The sequence below is a fragment of the Lactobacillus sp. B4005 genome (assembly GCF_026536045.1).
GTDB lineage: Bacteria > Bacillota > Bacilli > Lactobacillales > Lactobacillaceae > Lactobacillus > Lactobacillus panisapium.
In genome coordinates, this window is record NZ_JAFNOZ010000002.1 from 224,405 (window position 1) to 237,576 (window position 13,172).

Genomic DNA, 13,172 nt, shown 5'->3' on the forward strand with positions numbered 1-13,172 from the left:
CAACTTTGAAGAATAATTTTATGACATTAGTGGATTCTTGCACCACAGCCAAATGAGCCTGGTTGCTTAATGGTTTTAGCTGCCGCAATAGCAGCCTTATTCAGGGCTCTTTGGCAAGTCTGTTCAGAAAGATTCCGAAGGCAACTATTCTCAGTAAGTAAATAAGTCACTAAATTAGCAAAGAAAGTGTCACCAGCTCCCATTGTGTCAACCGGATGTGAGATAGGTATTACATTTCCAATATATTTTCGGTTATTTTGACAGTCAAACAACAATGAGGGCTTAGCGCCATTAGTAAATAAAACTAACTTTGTTTTTTGTTCCTTACAGAGGTGCAGAATTCTTGTTACTTCAGTAGCTTGGGCTTCGGCCAAAGAAAACTGTGCTATGTCAACATTCTTTGCTACTCTTCCTAAATATTCATTAGTATGGTATTTAGCCATTTCTGAAAAATCAAAAGCAGTTGTGATTCCGTGTCGGTGAATTTGTCCTAATTCTTTTTCAGCATTGGCATGACAAGCACTGTAGACAACTAAGGCCGAGGTTAAAAGTTTAGCCAATTTTTGCTCGGTTAATTCTGGTAATTTACGTGGTCCCTTAACGCTGCTTACAAATTGGCGATCACCATCAACTAGATTGACAATCGTTTTTTCTGTTTTACCATCAATTCGATTGCAAAAAGTAGTATCAACTTGGTGCTTTTTTAGACTTGCAAGGATTAAATCGCCATCTTGATCATCAGCTACACTGCCAACATAATAAGCTTTAACTAGTTCCTTAGGAGCAAATACTGCAAAATTTACTGCATTTCCTCCAGGATATTTAATATTTTGATTTTGATAGTAATCGACCACATTGTCTCCTAGGCCTACAACATATTTTTTTGGCATAAGTTTAACCTTAATATTCAACAACGCGGTAATAACGTCTTTTAGTCAGTGGATGATTTCTAATTTTTTCAAGATGAATACTTACTCGGCGCAAAGCCGCCCACATCACGGCTGGTTCCACCAATGCCCTGAATTGTTTTGAAATATGGGTTAATGGAAAGCTTTTCATGTCAAATACAGTAAATTCGTTAGTATATTTCTTAGCAAAAGCAGCAACTCGTTCGTCTAAAGGACGGGTATTACCTTCAGATTCGAGTAAAATCACTGGGACATTTTTCTCCACTAATTCAAAGGTACCATGAAAGAATTCAGGTGAACTGACTGATTTAGTCCTCAGCCACTGCGATTCCTCTAATACGCACATTGAATAACAATAAGTTGTCCCCCATAAGTCACCAGAGCCAACCCAAATTTGATAATCTGCATTTTGATAACGTTCAGCGAATTGTTTAGCTTGTTCATCAACTTGTTTTGCAACGTCATTCATGTCCGCAGGCAAATATTTAAGCTCCTTAGCAAAATTATCATATTCTAAAAATTCACCTTTTTCTGCCATTATTTTTCCAATAAAGAAGTAAAATGCCATTTCTTGTGGATGGTATCCGAAAGTATTAATAGTGTATGTTGAATGTCTTTGTAATGGAGTATTATCTTTATTTACAAAAGAGACAGTTCTAATTCCCAATTTCTCCATCTTTTTAGCAATTGCAACTGTTTCCTTTGTATCACCAGATTTTGAAAGTAAAACAACTAGACTATCCTTTTGGATCTTTTTATTACCCGAAGCTAACAAATCAGCAGCTGTCGTTAAGTAGCTTGGGATATTAGATTTGCTTTCCATCCAATAATAAAAGGGTTGCATAATAGCATTAGATCCACCTGAGGCGGTAAAGAAAATATTTTTTATGCCATCATTAAAAAGCTTGATGGCAATTGCTTCAATTTTGTCACGTAAATTATAAACTTTTTCACCCTCACGAATGAATTTTTCAGCATCAAATTTTATCATTAGTTTTCCTTTCCATATTTAAGGTTTTAAAATGCCTAAATAAGCCATTAAAATGCCAAATACAAATATCCCTGTCAGAATGGCAATTGTTGAAACCTTCTTTTTAAGCAGCCAATAAATAAATAAGACACAGGCTAACGGCAATAAATTTGGTAAAATACCGTTAATCATACTATTCCAAGTTTGTGCATCATTACCTTGACCCAATTTACCAGCAACAGTTATTGTTACCATACTGGCAGACATGCCACCAATGACCATCAAGCCTAAAATTGAAGCACCGTAAGAAAATTTCTTAAGTAGACCAGTAGATTGAGCATTTTTCAACATTGAAGCTCCTAAATCATAGCCCTTAACTAAGCCAAACCAGCGAACAATTAAGGCAGGAATATTGTAGACAAGTAAAAATAAGATTGGTCCTAAAACACTGCCTTTCAGAGCAAAAGACGTTCCTAAACCAGTGGCTAAAATTCTCAATGTCCCCCAAAAGAAGGAATCACCGATGCCAGATAATGGTCCCATTAGTGCCGCTTTGACATTATTAATTGATTCAGGATCAAAATCATCTGGATGGTTAGCATTCTCTTCCTCCATCGCTGCCGTTATCCCCATGACAATGGTAGAAAGTGGGGGTGAACAATTAAAAAATGCCATATGTCTTTTTAATGCTTCACTACGTTGTTTTTTTTCAGGATAAAGCTTATTGAGTACCTTATTCATAGAATAGCTATAAGCCATATTCTGCTGACGTTCAAAATTCCATGATGCCTCCAAAGTCAGTGAACGCCAAAAGATGCCTTTTAAATCAGATCTGGTAATTGCCTTATTTGCCTCTTCAGAACTCATTATCGTTTCCTCCCTTATTAATTTTAGTCTGGCTATGATCAATTCTTGTTTCTAAATGTAGAATAATGTACATCAAACAAAATGCGAAAATCGAAATGCCTAAAATAGGAATCTTTAGATAGCTGTAAAGAGCAAACCCAAGCACAAAGTAAATTGCAACATTCTTTTTCAAAATCATTTGTAGCAATAGTGCAAAGCCTAATGCAGGCATAATTCCAGCTGCAACATTAATACCATTTTGCACAAAGTCTGGTATTAAATTCAATAAATTGGTCATAACCGGTCCACCTAAGTAAAAAGCTAAGCCAACAAAAATAGCCCTTGGTAAACTCTTTACTGTAATAAAGCCATAAATATTCATTCGATTTAAGTGCCTAGAATCACCTTGTTTAGCATATTCATCGCCTTTTTTTAAAAAAATAGGCAAAACTAAAATTGTCAGTAAATTATCAATAATTAAATAAAGGGCTGCAACTGGGAAGGCTAAAGTAATTGCAAAACCTGCTCCCTTACCAGTAGAAATTGCAAAAGCAGTACCTAAAACACCTCCAGCAATTACATCGGGCGGTCTTGAAGCACCAATTGTAATTGCACCTATAAATGCCAACTCAATTGTTGCCCCCATTATTATTCCAGTTTTTAAATCGCCCATAACTAGTCCGGTTAAAGCCCCTGTTACAAGCGGTCTCGAAATATTACTTGTGCCAGTTAGCCAATCAACTGGAATAATTGCCGTAACCACAGCAAGTAATACTGCTTGTGTAAGAATATTCATATTTGACTTCCTTCATTTTATAATTTCTTAATCAAATCAATGCTTTTATCACTAGGTACCATTTGTGAGAAAACTCTTACGCCACTAGCAGAAAGCATCTTTAATTCCTGCTTATCTTTTGCAGTCAAATAGACGGCTGAAGTAACCTGCTCCGAGTTATCAGTTTTATTAGTGCCAGCAACATTAAGCTCTTTTATTTGCTTACATTCAGAAATCAGGTGCCAAGCATCTTGCACATTTTTGACAACTATTAAAAGTCGATATTTGTTCGTCACTCCTGAATTTATTTGTTGGATTGATTCAGCTATAGTTTTTACAACAACTTTTACTCCTTGTGGGGCGGCTAACTGTAAGGCCGTCATTTGTATTTCATTGTGAGCCGCATCGTCATTAGCAGCTAAAATACAGTTTGCATTAATTGCCGTGACCCATGAAAAAGCTACTTGACCATGCACAAGACGATGATCGACTCTCATTGCAACAATCATTTCAATCTCCTCAAAACTCTTCGTGTGTCAGGTGAAAATCTAGTTTGTTACAAAACGTCAAGCTCTTTTTGGCATTTTTAATTGAACTAGTAATGATATCATTGATATTCTCACCTGATTTTTGTTCAATTTTCAAAACTAATTCAATGATTAGTGGCAAAGACAAACCAGCAATTAAATAAAGATTTTTTTCACTGTCCAAATATTTCATCCAGCAGTTATTTACACTCCCACCAAAAAGATCGGTGCAAACGATGATAGTTTGGTTGTTATTTTGCTTTAAAAACGTTTTTATTTGGTGATCAATATTTGTTTCTTGATCAACATAAGCATTAATGTATTCAAGAAATTGAACATCACCAACAATCATTTTTGCTGATTGGACAACACCTTGTGCCATCGTTCCGTGACTCATACATAAGATTTTCATCTTCTACCTGTACTCCTTCTTTTTAAATTCTTTTTCTTAATAATCATTGCAAAAAGTGCAACTATTAAGTGGTATCGCTATTTTGAAGATTTATTTAAGCAATTAGTTAATCAGCTAATTGCTTAAAACCGGAATTTATCTGATTTTAATACGGGATTCGTTTGTAATAACGTCTAACAGTGAGTGGATGCTTTCGCTTATCCGAAAGATATGCACTTACTCGTTCTAAAATTGTAGCTAAAACAATTGGTGAGATAATCTTTTTAGTTTCTGGAGAAATATCCATTTGGTAGTCTTTTGTATCAAAAATTGTAATTGTATCTGTAACTTGCGGTAAAAAGCGCTTGACTCTTTCAACTATTGGTCTTGAATAGTCTTCTCCTTCAAGAACAAGCACACTTACACCCTTTTCAACCAGTTCCAATGTTCCATGGAAAAAGTCTGCTGCTTGAACTGGTCTAGTTTTAATCCACTGCATTTCTTCCAAAATACACATGCCATAATAGTAAGCCTCTGTGAAACTGTCCCCAGCACCTGTAATAATATGGTAATTAGTATCTTGGAATTTGTCGGCAAATTTCTGGGCCATTGGTTCGGCCTGCTTCTTTACCTTTATTAATTCTTGTGGAAGCTTCTTGAATTCGTTCAAATATGAGTCATATTTTGCTTGTGTTATTTCGCCCTTTTTAAGCATTACTCGTAAAACAATCAATATTCCCTGTAAGTAATAGCTTTCAGAACTAGTATCATCTAAAACATCGTTATAAACGGAATAGGTTGCTTTTTGCTCAAGCGGTGTTTCAGGGCTACCCACCAAAGCCAAGGTTTTAACATTTTGCTTTCGACAAAAATCAACTAGCTCTAAAGTTTCTTTAGTTGTTCCAGATAAAGAAGGTATAACAACTAAAGAGTTCCGCGAAAACATTTTACTTGGTGCCGCAATAAATTCAGCAGCTAAGATCCTATGGAATGGGAAATTACTTCTAGTGCGGGCAAATTCAATAGTTGAATCAAACAAAATACCCACTCCACCTGAGCCAATAAAGAAAATATTATCCGTGTCTGGAAGAACTGTATCAATTATTTGATTGATACTATCTTTTTTATTTATTGCTCCTTTTTGCGTATCCAAAAATCTTTGTTCATCAAAATTAAACATTTTTACCTCCTAAAAATTACCTTTGGTTATATTTTATGATTTAACATTAACACTGTTTATTACAAAGTGTCAATATTTATTTGACATTTTATTTTACCAAAGGTAATATTATTCTAGTAAGCGATTACATATATTTGGAAGGAGTAGAACATAATGATTACTTTATTTAGAATTGACGATCGGCTTATTCATGGTCAAGTTGCAATGGCCTGGTCTAGAATTGCCCAAGCTGATGTGATCCTAGCTGTTGATTCACGTGCAGCTAATGATAAATTGCAAAAAATGGCTCTCTTATTGGCCAAGCCTTCAGGAGTTGATGCCAAAATAATCGATCCAGTGGACTTCAGTCAAACTTACCAAAGGTTAAAAGAGCAAAAAGTAATGGTAGTAGTAGGTAATCCAATTGAAGCCAAAAAGATATTGGATTCTCCAGAAATTGATAACCAGCTCAAGGTAAATTTAGGAAACTTAAAAAGTGGTCCCGATAAGGAAAAAATTGCTGATGCAATATATGTCGATGACGCAGAAAAAAAGGCCCTAGCTTCAATTAAAAAAAAGGGCTTTAAAATTTACATTCAGGGTACCCCAACATCCAAAATGACTTCTTATTAATTTAGTCGTTTTACATTTTTTGAAAGGAAACGAGAAAATGATAATACAAAATACCTTAATAGCGCTGGTCGCTTATATTTCTCAGCTTGATGAACGTTATTTAGGTGCGTCAATGATGAATCGCCCTATCATTATTGGGCCGATAGTTGGACTTATCTTAGGAGACTTGCAAAAGGGAACTTTAATTGGTGCGGCACTTGAGGCAATGTTTATCGGAATTGTGACAATTGGTGCAGCTTTACCACCAGACGTAGGAGTAGCTAGTACAATTGCAACAGCATTGGCAATTCAAAGTGGAGCCAGTACAAATGTTGCAGTTACATTGGCCATGCCTTTTGCAGTAGCCGCACAAGGTTTGAATATGCTAGCCTTTACGCTTAATTCTTATACAATCAAAAAAGGTCGTGATGCAATTAAAAAACATCATTTAGCAAGTATGCAAAGATGGCAATTTTTTCCACTCATTCTAAGATTACCATCGGGAATACTTACATTTTTAGTTTTACAGCTAGGAACTACAGCTGCCCAGTCATTAATTTCATTATTACCAACTAAACTAATGACTTCTTTTTCTGTGGCTGCAGGACTACTTCCCGCTGTTGGTTTTGCCATGCTAATTCAGATGATGATTAATAAAAAAATTGCACCATACTTTTTCATTGGTTTTATCTTAACTTCATATTTAAAAATGCCAGTTATTGGTGTCTCGGTATTGGCATTATTATTTGCTCTTTTAATCGTTCAAAATTCAACTCAAAACAAGATAAAAGAATAACCGGAAAGGAGAAAAAATGACTCAAAAATTATCAACTAAAGATTTAAATCGTGTTTTCTGGCGCTCATTTGCATTACAAGGTTCGGAGTCTTACACAGATATGCAAGGAATGGGATATACTTTTTCTATTCTTCCTGCATTAAAGAAAATTTATTCCGGTCAAGAAGATAAACTTTATGAATCTGCTTTAAGAAACACCGCTTTATTCAACACTACCCCACACATTGCCACCTTTATTATGGGAATGTCATTAGCCTTAGAAGAAGAAAATGCGCAAGAACCTAACTTCGATGTTGAGGCAATTTCGTCTCTAAAAGCGGCATTAATGGGACCAGTTGCCGGAATCGGCGATACATTATACTGGGGAACATTTAGAATCATTGCTGCTGGCATTGGGATGTCATTAGCGGCGCAAGGAAATATTCTTGGACCAATTCTTTACTTTTTAATTTATACCACTCTTCACTTTATCGGACGCTACGGCGGTATTCGATTAGGTTATAATACTGGCGTCAAGGCAATGGAAAAAGCTTTTGAAGGAAATTATCTTGAGAAATTCACCTTAGCAGCATCAATTGTTGGACTTATGTCAATTGGCTCAATGACTTCTTCACTGGTCAATTTCAAAATAGCGGCAATTTGGAAAACTGCTAGTGGTACAATCAACGTACAAAACATTCTAAACGACATTTTTCCTGGATTATTACCTTTAGGACTAACGTTTTTAATGTATTACCTTTTAAATAAAAAAGTTAAAGTCATTTATTTAATTCTAGGAATATTTATATTGGCAATTGCTGGTGTTTATTTAAATATTTTAAGATAGTACTAATGGCAATTAATGGTATTAAAAAGAAGTTTTGCTTTTCTCTTATAAATAACTTTAAATAAAAATATCAAACTGCTGTTTTTGACCAGCAGTTTTTGAATTTCGCCACTTTGTTTTATACTTTAAATAAAGAAGTTTGGTAAAAATCAAATTTTTCTATCCGGCTAAGTTTGAAAATTTGCCTATTCTTACTAATGCAGTTTAAACTTGATACAGAGGTCAATTAATCGTACACTTAATACTTAATTATCAGCAAATTTAAGATTTAAAACTGCATACTAGATTAATCTAAAATCTACTAGTACAAAATATTGACTATTTTCGCTCAAATTAGGTGGATTCATTAATGATATATAAAGAAGTTAAAGAAAAAATATTTGATCAATATATCAAAAAAGCAAGCCAATCTGAACTAATTCCAGCAGAACGTAGCTTATCGGAACAGTTTCAAGTCAGCCGACCAACTATTCGAAAAGCACTAACTTCGCTTGAACAGGACGGATTAATTACCAAAAACTATGGCCGTGGGTATGTTATTAACCAAAAGTCTACTACCACTGATAAATATATTGATCACGAATTAAGCACATTCATTGGATTTTATGAAGATGCTGAGCATCAGCAAAAGCCCACTTCTTCCAAGGTTTTGCAACAGTCGGTTGAATATGCCGATGAAGATGTGGCTAAAAAACTTAATTTACAAAAAGGCGATCCTATTTTCGTTCTTTCACGAGTTAGGTACATTAAAGAAAAACCGATGTGCATTGCTACATCATATATTCCTCTAAAATTTGATAATGAGCTAGTTAAGGAAGACTTTAGTAAAAAATCACTTTTCACTGTCCTTAAAGAAAACGGGCTTCAATTGTCTAAAGCTAAACGAACAATTGAGGTTGTTAAAGTAACATCTTTAGACCACCTTTACTTGGACATTTCGAAAAATGAACCTATTCTAAAATTCACAAGCATCGGCTATACGAGTAAAAATATTCCCTTTGAATACGAGGTATCCAGATATCCTGCTTACAAGGTAAAATTTGAAAGTACTGTTTGCTAGCAAGATAGTTGATGTAAAGCTTCCTTAATAAAAAGCCAAAATTAATCTTTTTAATTTCAACTGAAACTCACTGAAAAACAAAATAAGCTGCGGAATTCATTTTTACATGAACTCTGCAGCTTATTTTTTATATTGTCATCTATGCATTGTTAACATCAATCTGTTTTTTCGCAAATCTTTAAGTAAGTTTGAACCAGGTTAACTACGGTGAAGCCAGACTTCTTAATTAATTCATCACCGTCACCACTTTCGCCAAAATGATCACCTAACAATAGTGTTAAAAAGAGCTCGCAAATTGATACTCTGGCCCACTCTTAATCTTTTTTGCTAAGGGATAAATGACATTATCCTTAGTCGATTTTTCATTAAAAATAGCTTCAAAGTCAAGGCATAAAAGTATTCAAAGGGATTGATAAATTCTTCAGAATAGCTAGTGGTTTTTTTTTGCAATCTTAGATTTGCCACGGAAGATCGGCTTCAATAAGTCTTTACTTTTCCAAGCAAAAAAGGCTCGAGTAAGAAACTCAAGCCTTTAAATGTTACTCTAAATTATTCTCTTAATAGCCGCTTGGCTAGAGCGAAATCGCCAACTGTTGCTGAACCATTATTATCAATTGCTGGCAAAACAATGTACTCTTCAAGTTTAGGAACATGAACGTAGTTATTCAGTAACTTAGCAAAGTCACGCCGAACCTTTTGCAAGAATGCTTCACTGGTTACCCCGCCGCCAAAAACAATTTTGTCAGGGCGCAAAATCAGTGTTACTTGAAGAGCAGCTTGCGCAACGTAATAGCTCATAATATCCCAAACAGGGTCAGATAACGGGACATCCTTTCCTGGCTTGTTCAGTCGTGCTTCAAATGTGGGACCTGATACTAAACCTTCTAAGCAATCTTGGTGAAACGGGCAAACGCCTGCAAAAGCTAGATCATCTGGATGACGCTTTAATTTAACGTGACCCATTTCGGGATGGCCTAAAGAGCCAACAAGTTTGCCATTAATAATGGCACCACCACCGACACCCGTTCCAATGGTGTAGTAGACCAGTGAATCAATGTCATCGTTTGACAACAATGACATCACATATTCACCGTAAGCAGAACCATTAACATCAGTTGTGAAATACATTGGTACCTTGAGGGACTTTTGCAAGAAACCGACAAAGTCAGTATTGCTCCACCCAGCCTTGGGTGTATCAGTAATAAAGCCATAATTGGGCGCAGTCTTGCGGACTTCAATCGGACCAAATGATGCAATTCCGATCGCATCTACCGGAAATTTTTTAAAGTAATCAACCGTCTTCTGCAAAGTTTCGGAAGGCGTTGTGGTCGGAAAGGTAGTTTCATCTTTAATCTGATAATTTTCATTGCCGACCGCACACACGAATTTAGTACCGCCAGCTTCAATTGATCCTAATAACATTTAGTTTTCCTTTCAATTTTAATTGAATATCTTTACTTAATTAAGTGTACAGCGAAAAGCATAATAACTCGATAGCTTTTACTAAATGTCCACTAAAAATTAATATTAATCACTGTTATTAAGCACTATTTATTACAATCGCTGACAGACTTCAAAGATTTCTTTATTTGGACCATAAAAATTAAAATATTTAATACCATTTTCCCAATACGGCAAGCTTTGGATGCCGTTCTTAACAAATTCAACATCTAACTTTTGCACTTGCGCAAATGCTGCAGCAATATCGTCCGTATCTAAAGCAATATGATTAATCGCCCCAACTTTTTCCGGAGCTTCTGCTGGCGATTCCCAGCTTTCAATCATTAAAGAACCTAATTGATAAAAACCGACTTGGCTACCATTATTATCTTCGGTATTCACTAACTTAAATCCTAATGACTGATAAAATTTCTTGCTTTGTTCAAACTTTTTCGTTGGAACACCAATATGCTGTAAACCATTAAAAATCATTTTTTACCTCAATTTATTTTCTCGTATTTGCTTCTTGCCAATCCTGATAATATTTTATTTTTGAAACTAAAATCTGACCTTCTGTGACAAAAAAGCTTAACTCTCGACCAAGCTTATTATACATCCGAGCACTCAACGCCACATTATTAATATATAAAATAATAATACTGTCATCTACAATCAGCTTCAGGTCATATGTCTTACCTTTAATTAGGGGAAGTGGTCTCTCTAAGCCAGTGGCAAAATATGAGGGCCAAGGATAGTTAGGCGTACAAGTAAATTTAAGTATATTTTCTGGTCCATATGCCTGGTATTGGTAGCCTGCTCTAGTTTCTTCATTAACATATGCTTTGACGCCAAAAGACTTAGTATCTTGTAAAACCGTAATTTGGGCTTCAAGTAAAAATTGGTCGGGAAGATTTTTAATTATGGTTTCTTCCTTTTTCCCATCATTACAACTAAGCCTGATTTGAGGCAGTGGTCGACTTTCAGCAAAATTAGCAGTAATTGTTTCTGGAAGATCTACTCCTAAAGTCTTATCAGGCCGTTGAATAATCTGGTGAGGCACAAATGCACCACCCCAATCCCAATTACCTAAGTCCTGCTCATTTTCTTTAGTTGCTACCCAACCGGTTAAAAAGCGCCCGACTTGATTGTTACCGACCGTTCTTGCGGCATAATAGGCTTTGCCATCAAAAAATTCATCACTAAGGGAATGCCATTGATTGAATAACCCATCACTAACGCGATATTTGGTCCGTTTATCTTCAGAATATTCAGAAAAAATTAGGTACCAGGTATGATCAAGTTCAAATAAGTCTGGCATTTCAATCATGTTAAACTCATTCGGTACCCAAAAGTCACCCTTAAAATGCCAATGATGTAAATCTTCTGATTCAAAATAAACCAGGCGCCCTGTTGGCTTCTTTTTATCTCCCGGCAGTCGTGCACCTAACACAAGAACATAACACTGGCGCTGCTTTGAATAAACAATAACTGGATCGCGCCAATCATTATGATCATAGCCTTTTTGCGGAGCCAAGCTAGTTTCCTTGCCTTCTTTTTGCCAATGAAGTAAATCTTGACTAGTTGCTGACATCAGAATTTCAGAAGTCTTTTTAGCTAATTTTGCTTGGCGATTATGTCCGGTATAAAATGCAATTTGCTCATTTTTGCCTTGGGTTACACTTCCAGCATAGATAAACTGATCGGCAGCATCATGTTTACCTTTAGGTAAAACCTCACCATGATCCTGATAACTAACAAAATCCTTTGTCGTAACTAATGACCAGCCAAATGGATCAGTCAACGGCTTAGGATTGCGAGTATCACGCTGGTGAAAAAGGTAAAAGGTCTGGTCTTTTTCATTAAAAAATGGCATGCAATCGCCAAACCAATATCCTTCTGGTTGATAAAATATTTTTTGCATATTAAATTCTTTCTTTATTCATCTTCTGCATTTTTTCTGTCTTGTGCTTTAAACATGGTTAGAGGAGTTAATTGTTGCAACTTTTCAACCACTTGATCTAGTGACTGGTTCTGCATCCGCAAGTTTAACGCTTCAATTAGAACCGGTAAGCTAACGCCACCAAACAAGAAAAAGTCACTGCTGTATTTATTGCTTCTTTTTGCAAACTCATTAAACGGGGTTCCGCCAGCCAAATCGCATAAAACAAGTACCGACTGATTAGCTGTTGTCGCTAATAACTGATCTACCTTATTACCAAAACTAACGACTCCCTGATCTTTAAGACCGAGTGCTTCAATTTGGTTTAAGTGGCCAAAAAGCGATTGTAAGACATTTAAAAATTCTTCTGCTAATTGGCCATGTGTTGCAATAATAATATTGAACATAAAATCATAATCCTTCTAATATTAAAGGTAATCTTTTAAATAAACTGTTGGACTCTGTGGTGTCGGAATAACCGTTACTTCCACACCACGGTCCAATAATTGCTTAAAGGCAGTTATTTCTTCTTGAGTAACATTAATTGATGGCCTAATACGGGTTGTTCCAGGGCGAGCCGCCAAGTTGCCTACGTTTACTTTTGTGATAGGCAAGTCGTTATCAAGCAAGTAATTCACATCAACTGGTGAAACACAAATCAGCAATACGCGTTGCCCTTCATAACGACCACTTTTAATATTCGACACCGCCTTTTCTCTACCCAAAATTGAGGTGCTAACATTAGCCGGGGCAGCCAGACGAACAACACTTTTCCGCATGTCGTCATTCATAATTGCATCATTAATTACCATTATTCTTGTTGCGTTAAGCCGACCACTCCACTGCGTAGCCACCTGCCCGTGAATCATTCGATCATCAATTCTTACGTGAATAATTCCTGCCATCTTCTCTGTCATTACTTT

The 13,172-nt window shown here is 35.8% G+C and carries 16 protein-coding genes; 4 read left to right on the forward strand and 12 right to left on the reverse strand.

What is annotated here, in order from left to right; genetic code table 11:
• Window positions 1–26 precede the first annotated feature (26 nt).
• The 7 genes from J3U73_RS05485 to J3U73_RS05515 all read right to left on the reverse strand — a co-directional run bounded on the left by J3U73_RS05485 (window position 27) and on the right by J3U73_RS05515 (window position 5,597).
• A complete protein-coding gene (locus J3U73_RS05485) occupies window positions 27–890 on the reverse strand; it encodes a PfkB family carbohydrate kinase (RefSeq protein WP_267409806.1) in 864 nt (287 codons plus the stop codon).
• A 10-nt stretch (window positions 891–900) separates the two neighbouring features.
• The gene (locus J3U73_RS05490; protein ID WP_267409807.1) at window positions 901–1,899 is read right to left on the reverse strand and encodes an SIS domain-containing protein; all 999 of its coding nucleotides are present in this window, start codon (window positions 1,897–1,899) and stop codon (window positions 901–903) included.
• 18 nt (window positions 1,900–1,917) lie between these two features.
• Window positions 1,918–2,745, reverse strand: a complete 828-nt coding sequence (locus J3U73_RS05495; protein WP_220268445.1) for a PTS system mannose/fructose/sorbose family transporter subunit IID — start codon at window positions 2,743–2,745, stop codon at window positions 1,918–1,920.
• Window positions 2,735–3,520, reverse strand: coding sequence for a PTS mannose/fructose/sorbose/N-acetylgalactosamine transporter subunit IIC (locus J3U73_RS05500; protein ID WP_267409808.1), 786 nt, complete (start codon window positions 3,518–3,520; stop codon window positions 2,735–2,737). The genes J3U73_RS05495 and J3U73_RS05500 overlap by 11 nt, the downstream gene beginning before the upstream one ends.
• 17 nt (window positions 3,521–3,537) lie before the next feature.
• The gene (locus J3U73_RS05505) at window positions 3,538–4,008 is read right to left on the reverse strand and encodes a PTS sugar transporter subunit IIB (RefSeq protein ID WP_267409809.1); all 471 of its coding nucleotides are present in this window, start codon (window positions 4,006–4,008) and stop codon (window positions 3,538–3,540) included.
• 10 nt (window positions 4,009–4,018) lie between these two features.
• The gene (locus J3U73_RS05510; protein WP_267392370.1) at window positions 4,019–4,438 is read right to left on the reverse strand and encodes a PTS sugar transporter subunit IIA; all 420 of its coding nucleotides are present in this window, start codon (window positions 4,436–4,438) and stop codon (window positions 4,019–4,021) included.
• A gap of 145 nt (window positions 4,439–4,583) precedes the next feature.
• On the reverse strand, window positions 4,584–5,597 hold the full coding sequence (locus J3U73_RS05515) for an SIS domain-containing protein (RefSeq protein WP_220268449.1): 1,014 nt from the start codon (window positions 5,595–5,597) through the stop codon (window positions 4,584–4,586).
• 153 nt (window positions 5,598–5,750) lie between these two features.
• Here J3U73_RS05515 and J3U73_RS05520 point away from each other — a divergent pair, with 153 nt between their 5' ends.
• From J3U73_RS05520 to J3U73_RS05535, 4 genes are all read left to right on the forward strand, one after another.
• Window positions 5,751–6,209, forward strand: a complete 459-nt coding sequence (locus J3U73_RS05520) for a PTS sugar transporter subunit IIB (RefSeq protein WP_220268450.1) — start codon at window positions 5,751–5,753, stop codon at window positions 6,207–6,209.
• A 37-nt stretch (window positions 6,210–6,246) separates the two neighbouring features.
• Complete coding sequence (locus J3U73_RS05525) at window positions 6,247–6,984, forward strand: PTS mannose/fructose/sorbose/N-acetylgalactosamine transporter subunit IIC (RefSeq protein ID WP_267409810.1); 738 nt, start codon at window positions 6,247–6,249, stop codon at window positions 6,982–6,984.
• A 16-nt stretch (window positions 6,985–7,000) separates the two neighbouring features.
• Window positions 7,001–7,810, forward strand: coding sequence for a PTS system mannose/fructose/sorbose family transporter subunit IID (locus tag J3U73_RS05530; protein ID WP_220268452.1), 810 nt, complete (start codon window positions 7,001–7,003; stop codon window positions 7,808–7,810).
• A gap of 349 nt (window positions 7,811–8,159) precedes the next feature.
• Window positions 8,160–8,870 carry a GntR family transcriptional regulator gene (locus tag J3U73_RS05535; protein WP_267392373.1) on the forward strand — a complete coding sequence of 237 codons (711 nt, stop codon included), beginning with the start codon at window positions 8,160–8,162 and terminating at the stop codon, window positions 8,868–8,870.
• A 549-nt stretch (window positions 8,871–9,419) separates the two neighbouring features.
• Here J3U73_RS05535 and scrK read toward each other — a convergent pair.
• The 5 genes from scrK to J3U73_RS05560 all read right to left on the reverse strand — a co-directional run bounded on the left by scrK (window position 9,420) and on the right by J3U73_RS05560 (window position 13,166).
• Window positions 9,420–10,292 carry a fructokinase ScrK gene (scrK, locus tag J3U73_RS05540; protein ID WP_267392375.1) on the reverse strand — a complete coding sequence of 291 codons (873 nt, stop codon included), beginning with the start codon at window positions 10,290–10,292 and terminating at the stop codon, window positions 9,420–9,422.
• Window positions 10,293–10,424: 132 nt separating this feature from the next.
• Entirely contained in the window at window positions 10,425–10,802 is a 378-nt protein-coding gene (locus J3U73_RS05545; protein WP_267409811.1) for a VOC family protein, read from the reverse strand.
• Window positions 10,803–10,815: 13 nt separating this feature from the next.
• Window positions 10,816–12,231 carry a glycoside hydrolase family 32 protein gene (locus tag J3U73_RS05550; RefSeq protein WP_267409812.1) on the reverse strand — a complete coding sequence of 472 codons (1,416 nt, stop codon included), beginning with the start codon at window positions 12,229–12,231 and terminating at the stop codon, window positions 10,816–10,818.
• A gap of 14 nt (window positions 12,232–12,245) precedes the next feature.
• Window positions 12,246–12,656 carry a PTS sugar transporter subunit IIA gene (locus tag J3U73_RS05555; RefSeq protein ID WP_220220118.1) on the reverse strand — a complete coding sequence of 137 codons (411 nt, stop codon included), beginning with the start codon at window positions 12,654–12,656 and terminating at the stop codon, window positions 12,246–12,248.
• Window positions 12,657–12,677: 21 nt separating this feature from the next.
• Complete coding sequence (locus J3U73_RS05560; protein WP_267409813.1) at window positions 12,678–13,166, reverse strand: PTS system mannose/fructose/N-acetylgalactosamine-transporter subunit IIB; 489 nt, start codon at window positions 13,164–13,166, stop codon at window positions 12,678–12,680.
• Between the last annotated feature and the right edge of the window lie 6 nt (window positions 13,167–13,172).